At 41.1% G+C, this 21707-nt stretch carries 25 protein-coding genes and 1 pseudogene; 8 read left to right on the forward strand and 18 right to left on the reverse strand.

Annotation, left to right across the window (positions count from 1 at the left end; all coding sequences use genetic code 11):
* Window positions 1-182 precede the first annotated feature (182 nt).
* From mltC to mutY, 3 genes are all read right to left on the reverse strand, one after another.
* Window positions 183-1319, reverse strand: a complete 1137-nt coding sequence (gene mltC / locus A1QC_RS03735; protein WP_017024133.1) for a membrane-bound lytic murein transglycosylase MltC — start codon at window positions 1317-1319, stop codon at window positions 183-185.
* Between the two features lie 131 nt (window positions 1320-1450).
* A complete protein-coding gene (locus A1QC_RS03740) occupies window positions 1451-1723 on the reverse strand; it encodes an oxidative damage protection protein (protein WP_017024134.1) in 273 nt (90 codons plus the stop codon).
* The gene (gene mutY, locus A1QC_RS03745) at window positions 1720-2802 is read right to left on the reverse strand and encodes an A/G-specific adenine glycosylase (RefSeq protein WP_017024135.1); all 1083 of its coding nucleotides are present in this window, start codon (window positions 2800-2802) and stop codon (window positions 1720-1722) included. Before mutY ends, A1QC_RS03740 begins: the two co-directional genes overlap by 4 nt.
* A 156-nt stretch (window positions 2803-2958) precedes the next feature.
* Here mutY and A1QC_RS03750 point away from each other — a divergent pair, with 156 nt between their 5' ends.
* From A1QC_RS03750 to glsB, 4 genes are all read left to right on the forward strand, one after another.
* A complete protein-coding gene (locus tag A1QC_RS03750; protein WP_017024136.1) occupies window positions 2959-3561 on the forward strand; it encodes a LysE family translocator in 603 nt (200 codons plus the stop codon).
* Window positions 3562-3579: 18 nt separating this feature from the next.
* Window positions 3580-4380, forward strand: coding sequence for an AraC family transcriptional regulator (locus A1QC_RS03755; protein WP_017024137.1), 801 nt, complete (start codon window positions 3580-3582; stop codon window positions 4378-4380).
* A 267-nt stretch (window positions 4381-4647) separates the two neighbouring features.
* Window positions 4648-5367 carry a tRNA (guanosine(46)-N7)-methyltransferase TrmB gene (trmB, locus tag A1QC_RS03760; RefSeq protein ID WP_017024138.1) on the forward strand — a complete coding sequence of 240 codons (720 nt, stop codon included), beginning with the start codon at window positions 4648-4650 and terminating at the stop codon, window positions 5365-5367.
* Window positions 5368-5453: 86 nt separating this feature from the next.
* Window positions 5454-6377, forward strand: a complete 924-nt coding sequence (glsB, locus tag A1QC_RS03765; protein ID WP_017024139.1) for a glutaminase B — start codon at window positions 5454-5456, stop codon at window positions 6375-6377.
* 85 nt (window positions 6378-6462) lie between these two features.
* Here glsB and hemW read toward each other — a convergent pair whose 3' ends face one another.
* The 7 genes from hemW to A1QC_RS03800 form a co-directional block, all read right to left on the reverse strand.
* Window positions 6463-7647 carry a radical SAM family heme chaperone HemW gene (gene hemW, locus A1QC_RS03770; protein WP_017024140.1) on the reverse strand — a complete coding sequence of 395 codons (1185 nt, stop codon included), beginning with the start codon at window positions 7645-7647 and terminating at the stop codon, window positions 6463-6465.
* A 9-nt stretch (window positions 7648-7656) separates the two neighbouring features.
* Window positions 7657-8265: an XTP/dITP diphosphatase gene (locus A1QC_RS03775; RefSeq protein WP_017024141.1), complete on the reverse strand. Its 609-nt coding sequence runs from the start codon at window positions 8263-8265 to the stop codon at window positions 7657-7659.
* Between the two features lie 26 nt (window positions 8266-8291).
* A complete protein-coding gene (locus tag A1QC_RS03780) occupies window positions 8292-8723 on the reverse strand; it encodes a DUF4426 domain-containing protein (RefSeq protein WP_017024142.1) in 432 nt (143 codons plus the stop codon).
* 38 nt (window positions 8724-8761) lie between these two features.
* Window positions 8762-9058 carry a DUF167 family protein YggU gene (gene yggU, locus A1QC_RS03785; protein ID WP_017024143.1) on the reverse strand — a complete coding sequence of 99 codons (297 nt, stop codon included), beginning with the start codon at window positions 9056-9058 and terminating at the stop codon, window positions 8762-8764.
* Window positions 9059-9077: 19 nt separating this feature from the next.
* Window positions 9078-9632, reverse strand: a complete 555-nt coding sequence (locus tag A1QC_RS03790; RefSeq protein ID WP_017024144.1) for a YggT family protein — start codon at window positions 9630-9632, stop codon at window positions 9078-9080.
* A 138-nt stretch (window positions 9633-9770) separates the two neighbouring features.
* A complete protein-coding gene (gene proC / locus A1QC_RS03795) occupies window positions 9771-10589 on the reverse strand; it encodes a pyrroline-5-carboxylate reductase (RefSeq protein WP_017024145.1) in 819 nt (272 codons plus the stop codon).
* A gap of 151 nt (window positions 10590-10740) precedes the next feature.
* Window positions 10741-11478 carry a YggS family pyridoxal phosphate-dependent enzyme gene (locus A1QC_RS03800; RefSeq protein WP_017024146.1) on the reverse strand — a complete coding sequence of 246 codons (738 nt, stop codon included), beginning with the start codon at window positions 11476-11478 and terminating at the stop codon, window positions 10741-10743.
* 26 nt (window positions 11479-11504) lie between these two features.
* Here A1QC_RS03800 and A1QC_RS03805 point away from each other — a divergent pair, with 26 nt between their 5' ends.
* The 3 genes and pseudogenes from A1QC_RS03805 to A1QC_RS03815 all read left to right on the forward strand — a co-directional run bounded on the left by A1QC_RS03805 (window position 11505) and on the right by A1QC_RS03815 (window position 14119).
* Window positions 11505-12542, forward strand: a complete 1038-nt coding sequence (locus tag A1QC_RS03805; protein ID WP_017024147.1) for a type IV pilus twitching motility protein PilT — start codon at window positions 11505-11507, stop codon at window positions 12540-12542.
* 105 nt (window positions 12543-12647) lie between these two features.
* Window positions 12648-13016, forward strand: a pseudogene (locus tag A1QC_RS03810) (Sbal_3080 family lipoprotein); the annotation flags it as partial.
* Entirely contained in the window at window positions 13016-14119 is a 1104-nt protein-coding gene (locus A1QC_RS03815; RefSeq protein ID WP_017024149.1) for a PilT/PilU family type 4a pilus ATPase, read from the forward strand. The pseudogene A1QC_RS03810 and the gene A1QC_RS03815, both read left to right, overlap by 1 nt.
* Before the next feature lie 102 nt (window positions 14120-14221).
* Here the strand turns inward: A1QC_RS03815 and A1QC_RS03820 are convergent, their stop codons facing one another.
* Entirely contained in the window at window positions 14222-15169 is a 948-nt protein-coding gene (locus A1QC_RS03820; RefSeq protein ID WP_017024150.1) for a phytanoyl-CoA dioxygenase family protein, read from the reverse strand.
* A gap of 211 nt (window positions 15170-15380) precedes the next feature.
* Between A1QC_RS03820 and A1QC_RS03825 the strand changes: the two genes are divergently transcribed.
* A complete protein-coding gene (locus tag A1QC_RS03825) occupies window positions 15381-16253 on the forward strand; it encodes an AraC family transcriptional regulator (RefSeq protein WP_017024151.1) in 873 nt (290 codons plus the stop codon).
* Here the strand turns inward: A1QC_RS03825 and ruvX are convergent.
* The 7 genes from ruvX to A1QC_RS03860 form a co-directional block, all read right to left on the reverse strand.
* Window positions 16250-16672: a Holliday junction resolvase RuvX gene (gene ruvX / locus A1QC_RS03830; RefSeq protein WP_017024152.1), complete on the reverse strand. Its 423-nt coding sequence runs from the start codon at window positions 16670-16672 to the stop codon at window positions 16250-16252. The two genes, A1QC_RS03825 and ruvX, sit on opposite strands and share 4 nt — an antisense overlap.
* Window positions 16673-16700: 28 nt before the next feature.
* Window positions 16701-17264 carry a YqgE/AlgH family protein gene (locus tag A1QC_RS03835; protein ID WP_017024153.1) on the reverse strand — a complete coding sequence of 188 codons (564 nt, stop codon included), beginning with the start codon at window positions 17262-17264 and terminating at the stop codon, window positions 16701-16703.
* A 116-nt stretch (window positions 17265-17380) separates the two neighbouring features.
* Entirely contained in the window at window positions 17381-18331 is a 951-nt protein-coding gene (gshB, locus tag A1QC_RS03840; RefSeq protein WP_017024154.1) for a glutathione synthase, read from the reverse strand.
* 59 nt (window positions 18332-18390) lie between these two features.
* Entirely contained in the window at window positions 18391-19122 is a 732-nt protein-coding gene (gene rsmE / locus A1QC_RS03845) for a 16S rRNA (uracil(1498)-N(3))-methyltransferase (RefSeq protein WP_017024155.1), read from the reverse strand.
* A gap of 139 nt (window positions 19123-19261) precedes the next feature.
* Window positions 19262-20137, reverse strand: coding sequence for a sensor domain-containing diguanylate cyclase (locus A1QC_RS03850; RefSeq protein WP_017024156.1), 876 nt, complete (start codon window positions 20135-20137; stop codon window positions 19262-19264).
* Between the two features lie 103 nt (window positions 20138-20240).
* Window positions 20241-20795 carry a SprT family zinc-dependent metalloprotease gene (locus A1QC_RS03855; protein ID WP_017024157.1) on the reverse strand — a complete coding sequence of 185 codons (555 nt, stop codon included), beginning with the start codon at window positions 20793-20795 and terminating at the stop codon, window positions 20241-20243.
* 74 nt (window positions 20796-20869) lie between these two features.
* Entirely contained in the window at window positions 20870-21646 is a 777-nt protein-coding gene (locus A1QC_RS03860; RefSeq protein ID WP_017024158.1) for a DUF2189 domain-containing protein, read from the reverse strand.
* Window positions 21647-21707 lie beyond the last annotated feature (61 nt).

The following is a 21707-nucleotide window of genomic DNA, read 5'->3' on the forward strand; positions in this document are numbered from 1 at the left end:
CCGACTGAGCTATCCGGGCAACGGAGCGCTATTAAACGGATTTTCAGCCTTACCGTCAACTGGTTTTTGTAAAAAAAGCGAAAAAAACTTTTGTTTGCTGTGAATTTGAGCAAAAAAAACAATTTCGCTGCTTTTTACTGCAATTTCTCTATATTTCTAGTGTTCAATTATGACGTTAAAAATTATTTGGCAGAATTAAATTCTCTTTGATAAGCCGTCACTTTTTCTAAATAACGTCTTGATTCTGCATTCGGATGCTTTTTAGTTAACGCCCAATAAACTTGATCTGGTGATAAATTATTCAAATCGCGCATCGCTTGGCTGCGGTTTGAATCGAAGGTATTCAGGACTCCTCCAGTGCCTCCGTTATACGCTGAAATCATACTGTATTCCAGAGACGTTGGATTTTGCACCGCTTTTAGGTAGCGTGTTTTTAGTAAGTGAAAATACGCCGTTCCGGTATCAATGTTATTGGCTGGGTTATATAGGTATTCCGGTGTTGGCATTCCAGAGCGACCTTTGACTAAATTAAATACATCATGCCCAGCCGTTTTTGGCACAATTTGCATCAAGCCATAAGCATTGGCCCAACTGACCGCGTAGGGGTTAAAGCTACTTTCAGTTTTAATAATGGAATAAATTAAATCTTCTGGAATATCGTATTTTTTTGAAGCATTACGAACGATATCAGCATATTGATAACTACGAAGCTGAGAGTGATTTTGTACCATAGGGATGGTGACGTAATACGATGTTTTAAAATCCACTTCTCGAGTTTGCAACTTGTTAGCAATTAAGTAATCGGCAAATTGATTGGCGCGCCAAGACCATTGTACTGATTGGCCATTTTGATCCACCACTTGATCGGATAAAAATGGTTTTCCGCCCATAGCAATCTCTTTGGAAGAAAAAAGATCAACATTAGCAGGATTGTCGGGAGTTAATAAGGTGGTGACAATGGCATGTTTTAAGTGGGCTTTCGGATCGGTTGAAGCGATCGTTTCAATGGTTACGGTGCCTTTATCAAAATCAATGTCAGCTCGGTTTAGATAACCATCCGTATATTTGACGTAGGTTTTCGCACCCGCCATTTTGATATTATCTTGACCCCACTTATCAGCAACTTGGCCTGAAAATTGATTCATTAAACTGTCAAGTGCATCAGTATCCTTGGCAAATTGCCCAGGCAGAGGGGCAAGGTTTTTTGCAAAACGGTTGGATGGGGTGTAATCAACATCATAAACGCTTTCAATAAATTCACGGCTACAACCGGAGAGTAGGATAACGCTAAGAATAAGTAGGAATTTATTTCTGTTCATTTTTTGAATTCATGTAGATAAAGGGCGAACGCAACGTGCTTATTGCTTAATTTGCCACAAAATAAAACAGGCATTGCTATTTTTACTTAGCAATGCCTGCCATAAAATTTATGTGGGTATTATACCCTTATTTATTCACTTGGTGGGGTGTAACCATCAATAACGATGTCTTTGCCTTCAAATAAGAAATTCACCATTTCAGTTTCAAGTAATTTACGATGCTCAGGATCCATCATGTTGAGTTTCTTTTCGTTGATCAGCATAGTTTGTTTGTGTTGCCACTGTCCCCAAGCTTCTTTACTGATGTTATCGAAAATACGCTTACCTAAGTCGCCAGGGTAAAGTTGAAAGTCTAAACCATCAGCATCTTTTTTTAAGAAAGAACAATATACGGTGCGGCTCATAGGAGCTCCTTGCGAGTTTTTAAATAATCTTTAAGTTCAAAGGGCAGGCTTTCTAGTAACTGCTTAACCGGTGCAGCTAAGCCGACTTCTTTAGGCTGGGACAAGTTATACCAAAGTCCCTTGCTTCCTTCCATCACCAAGTTAGGTTCTTGGGTTAATTTCACCAAGATTGGCGTAATGTCTAGGTGATAGTGGCTGAATGTATGCCTAAATGCATTTAAGACTTGCTTGCTTTGTACCATGTTGTCATGAATAGAGCGTAGATCAAGCTGATGCTCTATCTGATCGTTTTCATGTTGTGGAAAACAAAATAACCCACCCCAAATACCGCTTTGTGGGCGTTGTTCTAACCATACTTGGTTATCGTGATACAGCATGACAAACCACGTCTCTTTCACTGGCTTTTCTTTCTTTGGCTTTTTGCCGGGAAATTCTAACTGGCGCTGTTGAGCTTTGGCTTGGCAAAAATTACTCACAGGGCATAAATCGCATTTAGGCTTGCTGCGAGTACAAACAATCGCACCCATATCCATCATGGCTTGGTTGTATTTGTCGACATCGTGTTGAGGGGTGTGGGTTTCGGCAATCTCCCACAGTGTGTTTTCGACTGTTTTTTGTCCCGGCCAACCTTCGACGGCAAAACAGCGAGCTAAAGTGCGTTTTACATTACCGTCTAAAATCGCATGTGGCTGCTTATATACCGAAGATAAAATAGCCGCAGCGGTGGATCGACCAATTCCGGGAAGGGCATTCATTTGTTCAATATTGGTTGGAAATTCACCGTTAAATTCTTGCTGAACAATTTGCGCGGCTTTATGTAAGTTACGAGCACGAGCGTAATAGCCAAGCCCTGTCCATAAATGAAGGACTTCATCTTGATGGGCATTCGCCAGATCGGTCACGGTAGGAAAGCGTTCTAAAAAGCGATAAAAGTAAGGAATAACCGTGGTGACTTGAGTTTGTTGCAACATGATTTCAGATAACCAAACGGTGTAAGCGGTTTTATCTTGTTGCCACGGTAGCGTTTTACGCCCAAAGTTTTCATACCAATCTAAAATGGCATTTGAAAATGAAGTCACGGATTGCTCTTTATTTTAATTTTAGTTGAAGCGAATTGCATCATAGGCTCAAGGGTAAGTAAATAGAGGATAAAAATCGAAAGACAACAATTTCGTACAATACGCTTTTTTCTAGTGAAATATCATGGATGGTCAGTGAAATATTAAGGACGATTTATGACCATGTTTTTTGCAATGGCTATGTTTGCTTTTGTTACATCAATATCACCCGGGCCGGTTAATATTTTAGCAACGGTGACTGGTGCTAATTTCGGTTACTCGCGAACGGTGCCGCATATTTTAGGCGCTACAATAGGCTTTGTCTCAATATTGTTTTTATTGGGCCTCGGCTTTGCTCAGGTCATATCTAGCTCCCTTGTGATAACAAAAGCGTTAACTTATCTTGGTGGTGTTTTCTTGCTTTATTTAGCTTATAAAGTAGCGACAATCCATGAAATCAATGCTGATAACTCAGTGAGTGGCAGTGCCCCATCATTATCACAAGGCATTTTATGTCAGTGGTTAAACCCTAAAGCTTGGATTGTTTCTTTATCTGGGATCAGTGTCTTTTTTAATACTGGAGACGTTGTTTCAAGTGATCTAATGATTTTTTGCTTTATCTTTTTTATTGTTTGCTATGCTTCAATCTCGATATGGGCCATAGTCGGTTTAACGATTGGAACCACGTTGAAAAAATCCAAGCACTACAAGATTTTTAATATCACGATGGGAGGGCTGTTGGCATTGAGCGTTGTTTATGTTTTTTTTCTATCCCTCTAATAACAAGGGCCACTATTGATGTCTAAGCAGAAGTTTTTTAGATCATCCCATGTTCCTATTGAATTGCGTTATTCATCAGCAAGTCATGCTTGCTATAAAAAACATACTCATGATGAGTTTTCGATTGGCGTGGTTGATAGTGGTGTCAGTGAATACTTTAATCAAAATAACATCCACCTTATTCGAGCGGGGACCACTGTTATTGTGAACCCGAATGAGGTTCATTCATGTAACCCCAAAAAAGGAACGAGCTGGAGTTATAAAATGCTATATGTGTGCCCTAAGTGGTTAGCGCATGTGCAAGGTATGGTTCTTAATGAATCAAACCACGAGTTTATTCCTTTTCAACAAAATCATACAAACAGCACTGTGGTGTTTCAGCAGTTTCAGAATTTGGTTGATATTTTAATCCAAGATAATTCAAAACTTGCGGTGGAAGAAGCCAGTATTACTTTTTTTTCTAACCTTTTTTCCTTTATAAATACTCGTAATTTAGATTTTGAAGTCTCGAAGCCTAAACTTTTAAACGCTTACCATTACATTAGCGATAACTGCCATAAAGCGTTATCTATAAAGGATATTGCGGAATATTCATATATTAGTGAATTCCATTTAATCCATTCGTTTCGAAAGGAGTTTGGTATTACACCACACGCTGTACAATTGGTTATGAGAGTTAATCTGGCGAAAAGCTTATTAAAGGAAGGGCAAAGTATTGCCTCGATTGCGACCGATTTAGGTTTTGTTGATCAAAGCCATTTTTATCGTAATTTTAAAAAAATTGTGGCTGCGACACCGTTAGAATACAAAAATGGTTAACACATAGGCTTTTGGGTTTGGCGTCTTATTTTGATTTCCCCTTCTGCGATGACTCCTGCTAAATTCATCTTTAAACGAATTGACGTAATTTAACGATAAAAGCTTGCACCTTGGGCGTATCTTTGGATAATTCTCACTCCATATTCACAGTACTTGAATCGGCTGTTTTACGGCGACTTTATTTATTTTGAATATACTTTAATTTTGAACCTGCCAATTTTGTACCTGCTTAACATGGTCAATGGCAACTAACCTTCAGGCGAAACCATGACAGAAGTAACAACAAACGAAGTGAATGAAGATGGCAAAATTGTACGAAGAATTCGCAGTTTTGTTCGCCGTGAAGGGCGTTTAACCAAAGGCCAAGAAAATGCCATAAATGATTGTTGGCCTAACATGGGCATTGATTACACAAAGCAGCGTTTAGATTGGAATGCGGTGTTTGGTAACGACAACCCAGTAGTATTAGAAATTGGTTTTGGTATGGGCGCATCATTAGTCGAAATGGCAAAAAATGCTCCAGAGAAAAACTTCTTAGGCATTGAAGTACATAGCCCTGGCGTTGGGGCTTGTTTGGCGTCTGCTCAAGAAGCAGGTGTCACCAACTTACGTGTAATGTGTCATGATGCGGTTGAAGTTTTTGAACACATGATCCCCGATAACAGCTTAATTACTTTACAGTTGTTCTTCCCTGATCCTTGGCATAAAAAGCGTCACCATAAACGTCGTATCGTTCAACTTGGTTTTGCTGAAATGGTTCGTCAAAAGCTAATGATTGGTGACGGCATTTTCCACATGGCGACAGATTGGGAAAACTACGCAGAGCACATGGTTGAAGTAATGAATGAAGCGCCGGGCTTTGAAAATATTGCCACTGATGGTGACTTTATTCCTCGTCCAGATGAGCGTCCTTTAACCAAGTTTGAAGCTCGTGGTCATCGTTTAGGTCACGGTGTATGGGATATTAAATACCGCCGCACTGTTTAATGATGCCTGTGTAGGATTGAAACCTACTGATTATTTTCAAAAGCCAGTCGCTGATGCCGCTGGCTTTTTTGCCCTAAGGAAATGGTATGCCACAAGCCACAAAAGAATTATTAGCCGATATTCTAGAACAAGTTCGCCCTTTAATTGGCAAAGGTAAGGTTGCCAATTATATTCCGGCTTTAGCTTGTATCCCTAACGACAAATTGGCAATCGCGATATACACCAATAAAGGTGAAGTGATCAAAGCGGGTGATGCTGATGAAGCGTTTTCCGTACAATCGATTTCCAAAGTGCTAAGCCTGACTTTAGCGATGCAAATCTATCAACCAGAAGAGATCTGGCGTCGTGTGGGTAAGGAACCTTCAGGGCAAGCCTTTAATTCTTTAATTCAGCTTGAAGTCGAACAAGGCATTCCACGCAATCCATTCATCAATGCAGGGGCGATTGTGGTGGCCGATATGCTGCAAACGCGTTTATCCGCACCTAGGCACCGTTTACTTGAGTTTGCGCGTCAGTTATCAGGTGATACTCATATTGTGTACGACAAGGTCGTTGCGGCTTCAGAAATGCAACATAGCGATCGAAACGCAGCGATTGCTTATTTAATGCGTTCGTTTGGTAATTTCGAGAATGATGTGATTCCGGTGTTGAATAACTACTTCCATGCTTGCGCGTTAAAAATGAGTTGTGTGGATTTAGCGAAAACCTTCAGTTATTTAGCCAACCAAGGTCAATCTGTACAAACCAAAAAACAGATAGTGGCGCCGAATCAAACTAAACGCTTAAATGCTCTGCTTGCAACATGTGGATTATACGATGGAGCGGGTGAGTTTGCCTTTAGAGTCGGAATGCCGGGTAAATCGGGAGTGGGTGGTGGTATTGTCGCTGTGATCCCTGGGGAGATGAGCATTGCAGTATGGTCGCCAGAGTTAGATAAATCGGGTAACTCGCTGGCTGGAACCGCGGCTTTAGAACTTTTATCGACAGAGTTAGGTCGATCGATCTTTTAGCGTTATTTAGAATCCAGTGACTCGTAGCTCGAGTTATAACCATCGAGCTACGAGATGCGAAGCACTCTAAAAACCAGAATCATCTCTATTCTTCAACAAACAACTCAACCAAATCATTAAAAAATAATTTCCCTTTCTGAGTGATATGCCAGTGAGTGGCGGTTTCAGTTAAGTAACCTTGCTCAATCGCCGTTTGTATTTGTACTTCTATGTGATTTATCGATAAACCTGTGCGCTCAACAAACTCAGCTTTTGGGCATGGTTCAATTAAGCGAAAGCGGTTCATGAAGTACTCAAAAGGGCGATCTTCATCAGCGACTAAGGTTTCAGCGTCTAAGTAAGGTTTTACTAAGTTTTGATACGCCGCTAAGTAGCCTTTAGGGTGTTTGACCTTAACCGTTCTCACAATACGCCCATCATTAAAACTTAACTTTCCATGTGAGCCACAACCAATGCCTAAGTAATCACCAAAGTGCCAATAGTTTAAATTATGGCGACATTGATAACCTGGCTTGCTGTAACCTGAAATTTCATATTGAACATAACCGGCTTCGGTTAAGCGCTGGTGGCCTTGTTCGAAAATATCCCACAAATCATCATCGTCTGGTAAAACAGGTGGCTTGGAATAGAACAAGGTATTTGGCTCAATAGTGAGCTGATACCAAGATAAATGATATGGATTCAGTTCAATCGCTTTGTCTAAATCGGCCAGTGCTTGTGCTTGGCTTTGATTAGGTAAGCCGTGCATTAAGTCCAAATTAAAGCTGTTCAAACCTATTTTATGGGCAAGATTTGCTGCATTGATCGCTTCTTCTTTGCCATGAATTCGACCAAGTGCTGTGAGCTTTTCATCTTCAAAACTTTGTACGCCAATCGAAATACGGTTGACGCCTTGCTGTTGAAATTGTGCAAATCGTTTCGCTTCAATGGTGCCGGGGTTGGCTTCCATCGTAATTTCAATATTGTCTTCAAAAGGAATTTGAGCCTCAACGCCTTTTAAAAGTCGACCAATTTGTTCAGGTGAAATCAAGCTTGGCGTACCACCACCAATAAAAATCGAATGCAGTTTTCTATTATCATTGTGAGCGTTTGTGCCATTTTGTAATTGATACTTAGCAATGTCGGTGGCTAAGTCTTCCAATAAGGCATCGATATAAAGTACTTCAGGGATCTCGCCTTTTTGTGCGTGAGAATTAAAATCGCAATAAGGGCACTTTTGTACGCACCAAGGAATATGAACGTATAAGCTAAGTGGTGGTGGGGTAATCAAGCGATAGCCTTATTGAGTCAGTTGTGGTGTTTGTGCCAAAGTAGCAAACAGTTTTTTCAGTGCTTTACCACGGTGCGATAATTGTTTTTTACGCATCGAATCTAATTGCGCTGATGAGCAGTTATCTTCAGGTACCCAGAAAATAGGATCGTAACCAAAACCATTTTCGCCTAATGGATTCTCAAGGATTTTTCCTTCCCACTGACCATGACAAACAATCGGCGTTGGATCGTTTTCATGCTTCATAAGTACCAGTACACAATGAAAACGTGCTGTGCGTTGCTCTTCTGGCACCCCTTTCATTGCTTCTAATAGCTTTTCTAGGTTTTGTTGATCGCTGGCATTTTCTCCAGCGTATCGCGCAGAATAAATTCCCGGCGCACCTTTAAGATAATCCACTTCTAAGCCTGAATCGTCAGCAATGGCAGGAAGCCCGGTTTCTTTTGCTGCATGACGAGCCTTGATAATGGCATTTTCAATAAAAGTGGTGCCAGTTTCGGCAACTTCTGAAACGTTATATTGGTTTTGCGCTTCAACATCAAAACCGAATTCAGAGAGTAAATCTGCCATTTCTTTAACTTTGCCTTGGTTGCCCGTAGCAAGAACAAGCTTTTTCATTGTCTATCCTGTGATCGAAAGAGTGGTTATTCTTCGATATAAAATTTTTGAGTAAAACTGAATGGACCGCTGCCAGTATTACCGGCATCCACATTAATGTTGAAGGTTAGGTTCTCCTCATCACTAATTGGAAACTCGGTAAGGTAATAAATGGCGCTGCCTTCTTTCACTTGTTTGAATTCAAGTTGGCGAGTTTGCCCAATTAAATTTTTGCTAGTACCGGTGATCTTAGCATTTATTGCCGGTTTACCCAGTTGGCTTTTATCCAAAACACTAATATTTAAAATAGCCGAATAACCATTTCGTTTGAGTTTGTATTGTGTCGCCACTTCAGGGGTGATCATGGTGGAATTAAAGGCGGAATAATGGATTTCACTATTCTTTATCGTTTTAAACTGTTCAGCATGCGCTGGTATTGTTGCCATGATGAAGAATAACGCGGTGAGTATTTTTTTCATTATCATTTCCTTATGAGGTTTACTACGACGAGCTGTAATCAACGGATAAGCAGTGTTTGGATTTCGCTTGGAATGTGAGTTGGCGAGCAAATACGAATGGTTTTATGTCGCCCCAATTCACCTTTTTCAATACAAACACTACTTTTGGCAATTTTGAATTGTTTGGCTAAATACTTTGTAAGATAGGCATTGGCTTTGCCATCGACCGGTGGAGCGGTGATGGCAATTTTCAATTCATCACCATGCAAGCCGACAATATTATCTCGGCTTGCTTTAGGCTGAACGTAGACTCGCAAAACAATATCGTCGCCTGCGAGTTGTGCGGCTTGTGCCATTAGTGAATCGATAGCATGGCTATAGTTGGAACCAGATAGGACCAATCAAATCACCGATTAAGAAGTTCGCAAATTGTAAAATGAGGAACAGAACCAGTACGCTTAAATCGAAACCGCCCATCGCGGGTAAAATTTTGCGGATAGGTGCTAACAGTGGTTCAGTTAATTGCACCATCACAAATTCAACAGGACTGCGACCTTGGCTTACCCAACTTAAAATGGCACGCATTAGTAGAATCCAGAACAGCAATCCACCAATCGCTTTTAGTAATGATAGCCCACCCCAGATCAGGAAGGTCATATCAAATACAAGCTGACCATTTGAAATCAGAATTAAAGTAATGAATTTTAATACACTTAATACGTAAGCAAATAAAATGGTGGCAAGATCGATATTGCCGATAGATGGAATAACACGACGTAATGGGCCAACAATGGGTTGCGTAGCTTTCACGACAAATTGTGAGAACGGATTATAAAAATCAGCACGGGCCATTTGTAGCCAAACACGCAAAATCACGACCATAATGTATAAGTCGAATACGGTTGAGACTAAAAAATTCAAAGAGTTCATTTAAGTAAAACCTTGTTTGATATTAAAAATTTATGTTGGAATTTATACTTAGTAAAAGAAAAGCGACATCTCGAGAGTTCGTCCCTCACTTTCGAGATAAAGGTAACTCGCTTTACTTTTCTAGCATAAACAGAGTGCTTAAATCAGCTTTTCCATTTCTTCCGCACGTTGCACAGCGGCTTGCATTGCTTTTGAGACAATGTCCGAAAGATTGTGTTCATTAAAAGTGCGTAAGGCTTCTGCGGTTGTACCGCCTTTAGAGGTCACTTGTTCACGTAACGTCGACAGTTCTAATTCAGGGTTGGCGACTACCATTTCAGCTGCACCTAAAGCGGCTTGTTGAACCAAAAGGCGTGCCGTATCTTGATTGAAGCCTTGTGCTATTGCTTCTTTTTGCATCGCTTCCATAAATAAGAAGAAGTAAGCCGGAGCGCTACCTGCCGCAGCAATGATGTTGTTAATGCCAGATTCGGTATCTACCCAGCAAATTTCACCAACAGCGGCCATAAGATCGCCAGAGAAATCTTTGTCGTTTTCTGAAACATTAGCCGTGGCAAATAATCCGCTCATGCCTTTGCCAACCAAAGATGGGGTATTTGGCATAACTCGTACCAGTTGAACTTCTTGGCCAAGCATTTCATTCAAACGTTTTGCAGAAATCCCTGCCGCAATCGAAATAACTAATTTATTGCTAAGATCAAGTGACTGGAAATCGGCGCACACACCTTCCATCATTTGAGGCTTAACCGATAGGATTACCACATCCGCTTGCTCAACCGCTGCAACATTATTGGTAGTGGTATGGATACCGAAGCAATCAGTTAAATTTTTTAGTTTTACTTCATCACGACCTGTTGCTGTAATGTTAGCGGCTTTGTAGCCACTGGATAACATACCAGCGAAAATTGAACGAGCCATGTTACCTGAACCAATAAAACTGATTTTCCGTTGTTCCATATTAAGTCATCCTATTGTCGTCAAAGGGGATTTGAGTGACACGCCTTGTCTATACTCGATCATAACGGTTAGGTCATTATGCCCTATAATTTATTTGATGTGATCTGATTGTCCATTTTTTGCTGTTTATCAGCACTATGAACGGTTCACGTTATTTTTTATTGTAATCTCTTTCACCGAAAATGGCGGTTCCAATACGAACCATAGTACTACCAGCTTCAATGGCCGCTTGCATGTCACCGCTCATGCCCATAGATAAGGTATCCACTTGAGGGTAAAGTGCCTGTAATTGTGCTTTTAGAGCTGTCAATTGTTGAAAAGCCGCTAGCTGAGATGCGTAATCGGAAACATTTTCAGGGATTGACATCAGTCCTCTTAATGTGAGGTTTGGAAGCGTATTTATCAACTCAGCAAGAGCAAATACTTGATCGTGATTGGTGCCTGATTTAGACGCTTCACCACTGGTATTGACCTGAATAAGGACTTGAATTGGTGCGCATTGTTGATTTTGTTTGCTTTCTTCTCGTTGATCATTGAGGCGTTGTGCGATTTTTTCACGATCAACAGAGTGAACCCAATCAAAGTTTTCTGCGATGAGTCGAGTTTTATTGGATTGAATAGGACCAATGAAGTGCCATTCAAGCTCACTCTGGCTATAGTGTTGCTTAAAGTGCTGAATTTTATCGACACCTTCTTGCACATAGTTTTCGCCAAAGGACTTTTGGCCTGCATGAATAGCGGCTTGTAGTGCTTCAATTGGTTTGGTTTTACTGACCGCGAGTAGCTGCACAGAATGCGGCTCACGAGAGTAACGCAATTCAGCCTCACGAATTTGTTGGCTGAGTTGCTCAATGTTTTTTTGAATAATGCTTTGATGAGAACAAGTCATAGTTTTTCTTTCAGTAAGGAATTTTAATGGATATCGCTGAATTATTGGATTTTAGTGTAAAGCATAATGCATCAGATCTACATCTTTCTGCAGGCGTTCCGCCCATGTTACGCATTGATGGGGATATGCGAAAGCTTGAAATGGATGCATTTAGTCATTCTGAGGTACATGCATTGGTATTCGATATTATGAATGATGCCCAACGTAGTGAATATGAAGAAAAATTGGAAATCGACTTTTCTTTTGAATTACCGAATGTAGGGCGTTTTCGTGTCAATGCCTTTAATCAATCTCGTGGTTGCGCAGCGGTCTTTCGTACGATTCCTATGAACATTCCTTCATTTGATGATATTTCTGCACCCGAGATTTTTGAAAAGATCTCTAATTATGAAAAAGGGTTAGTATTGGTCACAGGGCCAACCGGTTCGGGTAAATCGACTACCTTGGCGGCGATGGTAGATTACATTAACCGTAACCATAAAAAGCACATACTCACGATTGAAGACCCGATTGAATTTACTCACCCGAATAAAAAATGTTTGGTAAACCAACGTGAAGTGCATCGTGACACTCACAGCTTTAATGCTGCTTTACGTTCAGCCCTTCGTGAAGATCCAGACGTGATTTTAGTAGGGGAGTTGCGTGATAAAGAAACCATTAGTCTTGCGTTAACTGCAGCTGAAACGGGACATCTAGTGTTTGGTACATTGCACACCAGTTCGGCGGCTAAAACCATCGACCGTATTATTGATGTATTCCCCGGTGCAGATAAAGACATGGTGCGCTCAATGCTGTCTGAATCTTTACGCGCTGTTATCGCGCAAAAATTATTGAAACGTAATGGTGGAGGGCGTGTTGCTTGCCATGAAGTTATGATCGCCACACCGGCAATTCGTAACTTGATCCGTGAAGATAAAGTCGCGCAAATGCTATCAATGATCCAAACCGGCTCTGCAACCGGAATGCAGACAATGGAACAAGCGGCTCGTCAATTATTGATGCAAGGCTTAGTCGATCAAGAAGAAGTGCAACAAAAAATTGAAACGTTGGCTTCACCATATTAAACAAGGATGAGTATGAGATTTTTTATTATTGTCATGTCTGTTTTTTTAACGGCATGTTCAGCACCAAAGTATTCTGTTAGCCCTATTTAAAATGATCAAACCGAGACTAATGTTACCGTTATAAAAGATGATGCTACGAGAAGTATATTTCCTGAAACTATTCAATCTTGGTGTTTAGATACAGCCCATTTGTGCAAGTTTATGGATGACTACACTCAACCTAATCCAGATGAATTAACACTTACTTATGTATCTCGTTGGAGTTGGGATTTTACAACTTTTATCGCTGATGCAAAAATTTCTGCTTTTAAAAATAATAAGAAAGTAGGGGAAGTTCAGTTTCAAGCTCCAAATACTTTAGATACCAGTAAGTTTGGTGATGACGAGAAGAGAATTTATATGATGCTTCAGCTTTTATTTGCTGAAAAAACGATTAATGAAGCTCAAAACTCGATATCTAGAGGGGATATTTGATGCAACTCTCTCAAGTGCTAGAAATCATGGTGTCGTCGAAGGCATCCGATATTTACCTAACGGTTGATGCTCCTTGTTTATTTAGAATTAATGGCGAACTAAAGGCGCATGGTGAAAAGCTGGATAAAGGTGGAGTGGAAGCCTTATTGTTTGAGATGATGGACACAGATCGTCGTGAAGAGTTTCAAACTCAACATGAAGCAAACTTTGCCATTATGCGCCCAAGTGGTCGTTTCCGTGTGAGTGCTTTTTTTCAACGTGAATTACCGGGGGCGGTGATCCGTCGTATCGAAACACGTATTCCAAGCATGGAAGAGTTACATCTACCTGAAGTGCTCAAAGATCTCGCTACTTCTAAACGTGGCTTAGTGCTGGTGGTTGGGGCGACAGGTTCTGGTAAGTCAACCTCGATGGCCGCCATGACTGGGTATCGAAATATACACCAAACTGGGCATATTTTGACGGTAGAAGATCCGATTGAATTTGTGCATGAACACAAAAAATGCATTATTACTCAACGTGAAGTCGGGCTTGATACAGAAAGCTATGAAGTGGCGCTGAAAAACTCACTGCGCCAAGCACCAGATATGATTTTGATTGGTGAGATTCGTAGCCGTGAAACCATGGAGTACGCCATGACTTTCGCCGAAACTGGGCATTTATGTATGGCAACCTTGCATGCAAATAATGCCAACCAAGCGCTAGAACGTATATTGCACCTGGTTCCAAAAGATCAAAAAGAACAGTTCTTATTTGATTTATCGTTGAATTTAAAAGGCGTGGTGGCACAGCAGTTGGTTCGAGATAAAAATGGTAACGGTCGTCACGGTGTGTTTGAAGTCTTGCTGAATACGCCGCGGATTTCAGATTTGATCCGTCGAGGTGATCTACACGAATTGAAACCGACGATGGTTCGTTCCAAAGAAGCGGGAATGCAAACGTTTGATCAAGCGTTATTTGATTTACTTAGAGCGGATAAAATTTCTTTGGATGATGCGATGCACAGTGCTGATTCTGCGAATGACTTACGTTTAATGCTGAAGTCTACAGGTGATGCAGGTGTTGAAAGCAGTAAGTTAAAAGGCATTAAGATCGATATGTGAGTGTGGATGATTATCCTGCCTGACTTGAAGTTTGGCGGTCATCAATACTTCAAAAGCGCAATGGGAATTAACTCATTGCGCTTTTTTGAATTTAGCCTTCTATCACCAATCTAACTTGCCCAGCAATTTTTCACCGAGTGTTGTCAATTGAGCTCGTGAGTAGCGAGTTTGTTCCCAATTTCGTGGATCACCGGGAAATGCAAACCCTTCTGGAGGTAAACGTTTATCCCAAGATTGAACGCGCCAATCTTTTATTGTGGTATTTTCTGGCTCTGCGGGCACCATGGAAATGTATTGCGCCATACGAACTTGATCAGAACGGTTAGGGCGAATGCCATGAGGTAATAAGCTGTTAAAAATCAATAAATCGCCTTCTTCCATTGCAATAAACTCAGGATCATAACCATGAAGATCAGGAACATAAGGGTCGCGATCGCTTGGCTGTGTTTCGCGCCATGTTTCTAAATCGCGATAGAGTTGTGGAACACACTGAAAGCCACCGGTGTCTGGGGTTGTATTGGAAAGTGCAAGTACGCCTTGAATATTAACCGGCAAAGGCGACAAGCTTGTATCGGCATCCCAGTGAATGAATCCATCAAATTGGCGACCATTGCGATTTGGGGGATTGAGGTTGGCACGATCAATGGTGACCCATAAATCTTCACGATCCCAAATATCAACAAAAGCGTGATAGATCTTTTCAGTTTGGCGGTTATTCCAAAGTATTTGGTGGTGATAACATTCCACCATACCGGAGTTGTTTAGCTCGGTCATGGCATGATCTTTAAGTTGAGGTTTATACCAAGAGTCAGGGACATTTGCGTCCATTTCTTGAAACTCCCACAATAGGTCTTGTGTCGCTTTGACTGCATTGGAATCAACTGCATTTTTGATCACGATATAGCCATTGTGTTGCCAGCTAGCAAATTGTTCTTCAGTCAGTACTTTAAGAGGCAACGATTTGACGATGTCTTTTAATTGCACATCATGCAGATTTGAAACACTGTTATTGCCTGGGGCGTTATCACCAAATCCGTAGCGATTCTTCATGGCGTTCTCCTTTTTATTATTGTATTAGCATTCTAGAGATTCAAAGTAAGGAACCCTTAATAGGGGCACTGTGGTGTAGCACGTTAAAGTGACTTCATTATGGAAGTAAAGCGGGCATCAATGTGGTGAAATGTGAGCAATAACTAATACTATTTGCTCATTATTAGTGTATCTATAGGTGGAATTTAATTGTTAATGGTGGAGTTGATTGGTGAAAGCTCAATTAGAAAAGATAATGTTACCGGAAGGGGGATCGTGGTGTTTCTTATTAAGAGATATTGATGCGATTCCATTTGAGTGGCACTTTCACCCTGAATATGAACTGACGTTAACGTTAAATGAGTCAGGAGAGCGCTATGTGGGTGATTCAATTGAAGGGTATCAACAATCCGATTTAGTTTTAGTTGGACCTAATCTTCCTCATACATGGCAATCTGCCCCTTCTGTTGAGTATACAGAGCAAAAGCCATTGGTGTTTGTTTTGTGGTTTAGCCAACAATGGGTTGATCAATTAGTCCAACAATTTCCTGAGTATGCTGAGCTGCCAAAATTACTTCAGAAATCTTATCGAGGTATTAAGTTCAAACCAGAGCTTGCGCAAGTGTTAACGGAGAGCTTTACATCTTTGGCCGAGGCGAGTGTGCGTGAGAGGTTGATTATTTTATTATCGATTTTAGATGCGTTACTAGAGCAACCAATGGAGATGCTGGCTTCTTATCATTTTCAAACCGATGTGGTCGACAATGATCATCAAGATGTCTTGAATCATATCTTGTTTGATGTACACCAAAATTTTAGTCAATTATTGACTTTAGAGATGATGGCAAGCCGTGCCAATATGAGTGTGAGTACTTTTGTGCGCTTTTTTAAAAGGCATATGAAGCAGAGTTTTAATCAGTATTTAACGCAGATTCGGTTAGGTCATGCATGCCAGTTATTGATCCGGAGCCAAAAGCCGATCACTTTCATTGCAGAAGAAAGCGGTTTTCACAATCAATCTAACTTTAATCGGCTATTTAAAAAATATAAAGGGATGACACCTGCTAAGTTTCGTGACAGCTTTCGTAATAAGTCGATGAACTAATATTGATTTTCAAACCAACTTTCTAAAATGATCACTGCCGATTGGCAGTCCACATTACCTTTGCTTAACGCTTTATAGCCGCCCATTGAAAAGAGTTCCGCTCTGGCTTCTTGAGTTGAAAGGCGTTCATCATGCAACTCGACTTTGACTCCAAAGCGACCATGTAGGCGATTCGCGAACTTCTTGGCGCGAGAGGTAATATCGGTTAGATCTTTACCTTGCATATCAGTAGGCAGACCAACAACGACAAGATCAGGTTGCCATTCTTTAAGCTGTTTTTCGATTTCTTCCCATCTTGGAATACCATCTAGGGCTTTAAAAGCTTTAAGTGGAGAGGCGGTGCCAGTAATGGTTTGGCCTATGGCACTCCCAATGCTTTTAGTGCCGTAATCGAAAGCCATGATGGTTTGGTTTGACATAGTGTTTCTCGGTTTAAAAATCTAAAAATTAAGCGTGACCAGCTTGGTCTGAGAGTTGCGCAACATTGATACCCAGTGATTGTACAGCTTTTTTCCAACGAGAATGAGCCGGTGTATGGAAGATGATATCCATGTCGGCCGGAGTCGTTAGCCAAGAATTATCTAATAGTTCTTGCTCTAATTGACCAGCATCCCAACCAGAGTAACCTAGTGTGACTAAGTAATGCTTAGGTTCAGCTTCTGTCCCTAATACCGTTAAGATATCTTTTGATGTGGTGACGCTTAAATCGGGTGTGACGTCTATGCTGGATTGGTAGGTATCTTTTGGTGTGTGTAGAACAAATCCTCTGTCGCTGGCAACTGGGCCGCCATTAAGAACAGGAGTCGATAAACTTTGTGTACAGACTTGAGGATGAACAGGTTGAACATCGATTTGTTTGAGCATGTTACCCACATCGATACCAACGGCGTCGTTGATGACCAAGCCCATTGCACCGTCCTCATTGTGCTCGCAGATGTAAATCACACTGCGAGAAAAACTAGAATCTGTCATGCTTGGCATAGCAATCAAAAAGTGGTCGGTTAAATTCATCCTATTCTCCATTGATAAGATTTCAGTATGGCAGAATGATGCCACACTGAATTTCTCTATGATGATGGTTATTGGATTATGCTTTTAGATAACGTACCTAAATCATACTCTTAATATCACTTAGCAGCTTGAACTCGACGTTCAATCGCATCCATCAATTTTCCAGTAATCGAAATATCAAAAGCCGCTTCAATTTCTTTAATGCACGTTGGGCTAGTGACATTGATTTCAGTTAGCTTATCACCGATAACATCTAGCCCAACAAAGATCAGGCCTTTTTCTTTTAATGTTGGGGCGACTGCTTGAGCAATTTTAAGATCAGTTTCGCTTAATGGACGCGCTTCACCACGGCCACCGGCCGCTAAGTTACCACGAGTTTCCCCTTCCGCTGGAATACGAGCAAGGCAATACGGCATTGGCTCACCATCGACCACTAAAATACGCTTATCACCATTGCTAATGTCTGGAACAAAGGTTTGTGCCATGGCGTAGTTTTGGCCGTGATTGGTCAGTGTTTCGATGATCACCGATACGTTTGGATCGCCTTGTTTTACTCGGAAAATAGACGCGCCACCCATACCATCAAGCGGTTTTAGGATCACATCACCATGTTGCTCACGGAAGGCTTTAATTTTTTCGGCTTTTCGAGTCACGATAGTGATTGGCGTTAATTCTGGGAACCAAGCCGTAAACAGTTTTTCGTTACAATCACGCAAGCTTTGTGGTTTGTTGACGATCAAAGTACCTTGTTCTTCTGCGCGCTCTAAAATGTAGGTCGCATAAATGAACTCAGTATCAAATGGCGGATCTTTACGCATTAATACCGCATCAAGTTCGGATAGCTCAATGGTTTGTTGTGAATTGAATTCATACCATTTGGCAGGATCTTCGATGAGCGTGACTGTTTTGGTGTCGGCAATCGCCACACCTTGCTCTAGATGAAGATCGGCCATTTCCATGTAGTGAATTTCCCAACCGCGTCGTTGGGCTTCTAGCATCATGGCAAAGCTAGAGTCTTTTTTAATGTTAATAGACGAAATAGGGTCCATTACGATGCCGATTTTCATATTTTTCTCCTGCTAGTTTGGCGACTTATCTCATCTATGCCTTGGCATAAGATGGTGAGTTAACCAAGATCGCCAAAACGAAGTTGTAGGGCGGTGATTGCGGTCAGGCCGGCGGTTTCGGTGCGCAGCACACGAGGGCCTAATAAGGTTTCTTCAAACTGATATTGTTCAGTCATTTGAATTTCGTTATCGGATAATCCACCTTCAGGGCCAATCAGTAAGCGGACTTTATTGACCGGTTCTGGAAGGGTGTTGATTGAGTATTTTGCTCGAGGGTGCAAGTTGAGTTTTAAGCCATCGTAATCTTCCGCGCACCATTGCTCGAGTTGCATCAATGGTCGAATTTGCGGCACGATATTACGGCCGCATTGCTCACACGCCGCAATCGCAATTTTTTGCCATTGCTGTAGCTTCTTTTCAAACCTTTCTGCATTCAGCTTTACACCACAGCGTTCTGAGATCAGTGGTGTAATAGTATTCACACCAAGTTCGACTGCTTTTTGAATGGTGAATTCCATCTTATCACCACGAGAGATGACTTGACCGAGATGTAAGTCTAAAGGTGATTCGATACTGCGTTCAATACGTTTTTGTATTGTGACGGTCACGTTTTTTTTCGATACCACTGAAATGGTTGCTGGAAATTCAGCGCCAGAGCCATCAAACAGTAACACTTCTTGTCCTTCGGACATGCGAAGTACTCGACCAATATGGCCTGCGGCATCTTCAGATAAACTTATCTCCCCTGAAGTCGAAATGGTTTCAGGGTGATAGATTCTTGGGATTCTCATGATTTAACCTGTGTAAGCGAAAGAGCTTTTCATAACATGGATGTTTTTGAGGTAAAAAACAAGGGGGGATAGGCGCTTTAGTTGACCTGAGCTTCGGATAAGAGCGGATCTCGTTATCCGAATGAGAGATTAAGGTGTATTAATCAAGCATGATGACTTGGTTACGACCTTGTTGTTTTGCAATATACAGAGCCTTATCGGCTTGGCCATAACTCGTATCAATATCATCATCGGCGTTGAGCGCGGTTACACCAATTGATAGTGTGCATTGAATACGAAGTTCATCTTGTGTGTCTTTATCACTAATAACGAAGTGATTTTGTTCGATAGAGGTACGGATCGATTCTAAACGTTTCAGTACTTTTTCTTTCGATTGAGACTTAATCAATAGAATAAACTCTTCACCGCCTAACCTTGCCAGATGGTCTTCTGGTTGAGTGAAATCTTGCAAAATTTGCGTGAACTGCAGTAAAACTTTATCCCCCGCAAGATGACCATATTTGTCATTAACCTTTTTAAAGTAATCAATATCCATAATTGCTTTAAAGTATTGATTAACGGTTTGATCTTTATGGATATCTCTTAATACATTGAGTATATAGCGACGATTATGGATTTGTGTTAGTGCGTCCTGCTCAGATAGTCGTTTTAAATGTTGCTGCTTTTTGATGGTATCCGTCACTATGCTGATATAAGTGCATAATGCTTGTTGACCTTGCCACATAATCGACTTATCGGTTATTTCAACCATAACAGGGTTACCGGCTAAATCGGTATGAGCAATGATTTTGGAGTCGGTTTTTTTATTGTCTAAGGCGAGTTGATAGCGAAGCAAAGCGTCTTCACGTTCTTCAGGGTTGATGAGCACCATAAGTGAATCCATAGTAAGAATTTCTTTTGCACTTTCTAAGCCACTGAAACGCGCAAATGCATCATTAGCATACAGAGGTTTAAAATTAACATGCACAACAAATGGATTAGGGTGCATGTCCAGAATATCTTTGAACTCATTCATGGTGAGATTAACCGTCCTTTTAAGAGGCACAAATCATAATGCGCTTTGTATCACAATGATAGTGTAAGAAAGAAATAAGTCAGGTTTTTCTGATGCTTATCACTTATGCTTTTATCAATTGTGATTGACAGGCGGTGCAATGGTATTGCATCTGTTGACGTTGAATTTTGTTATGGCGGCGAATCGACAGTTCATGCTGTCTGCATTGGCATTGGTAAAGAAAGGTTTCGCCTTGTACCGATGAGACATCAAATGTGTGGCGTGTTTGTGCTGGGATATGAAAAACGTTAAGCATGATAAATTGCCATTCTTTTCCATGAGGCTTTACTCGACCAAATTGATGGAAGGTTATCAAGTGGGCAAGCTCATGAGGAATAACGTGCTGTAAAAATGCCTCTTGATTTTCAAGCAACAAAGTTGGATTCAAGCGGATCTGCCATAAATGCAAATAGGCTTTGCCTGCGACTTTCCCTCTTACCTTAAAGTTGTAAGTGGGAATGGCAAACTCGCATTCTAAAGCTTGTTCTGCTTTTTGCAGGTATAGCTCAATAGTTTGTTGAATAGAGAGTTCAAGTGAGGTGGGTATAGAGTTTGATTGCACGAGTTGTTCTCTTGTTATACCAATACCAGCTCTGCTTAAATCACAGCAGAGTGGCATGGTAACCAAGAGAGGTTAAGGAATCTATCTTTTATTCTTTGGCTATCGATCTCGGTGAGTTGATTGTTCGCTCCTTAATGCTTACGGCTAATGGTGCTGCGATAACCATGCCAAGTCGCGTAACCTAAGACAGGCATAATAATTAACATACCAATTCCAGCAGTTAAAAACCCTACCGCTATTCCAACGACAATGATCATCGCCCAAACGAACATAGCACCTATATTATTTTTAACCGCGTTATAGCTCGTAAATACGGCGGTCATCATATCGACTCTTCTTTCCATCATTAAGGGAATAGAGAAAGCAGATATAGCAAAAATGATACAAGAGAAAATGATACCTACCACTGAACCGGTTACTAAAAATGGTAAGAAGGCTTGAATGGAAGCACCTTGCATTTCTGGGTACAGTGCGTGCAGTAACGATGCGATTCTCATCCAAAAAATCATTGCCACACAAAGCAACAAAGCAAAGCTCCATTGAGAAACACCATTTCGGCGAATGGCTTTAATAGAATGAAACAGTTTTGGTTTGTGATTTTTTTCTACTTGCCAGCTGGCATCATACAATCCTAGCGCTAAGAATGGTCCAATGAGCATGTAGACAATTAGGCTTGGGAAAACCACTAAATGCGAGCCTTGCATATAAACAAGCCATTCAATAGCCGCTGCGGCTACAGCAAAGCATAACCCGTAAAAAAAGGTGATTAGTGGAGCTTTAAAGAGATCGTTGACTCCCATTCTTACCCATTGAAATGGTGCGAAGGTTGTTAGCGTCTCGCATGGAATCGTGCGGGCGTATTCGGTATCTGGTGTTTTAAAATCTGAGCTTTTGGCAGTACGAGGCATAAATCCCCCTTAAGGTTCATGTAAGAACAACTTTCATAGGTTTTACTGACAAACCATTTTG

The sequence above is a fragment of the Vibrio rumoiensis 1S-45 genome (assembly GCF_000286955.2).
Lineage (GTDB): Bacteria > Pseudomonadota > Gammaproteobacteria > Enterobacterales > Vibrionaceae > Vibrio > Vibrio rumoiensis_A.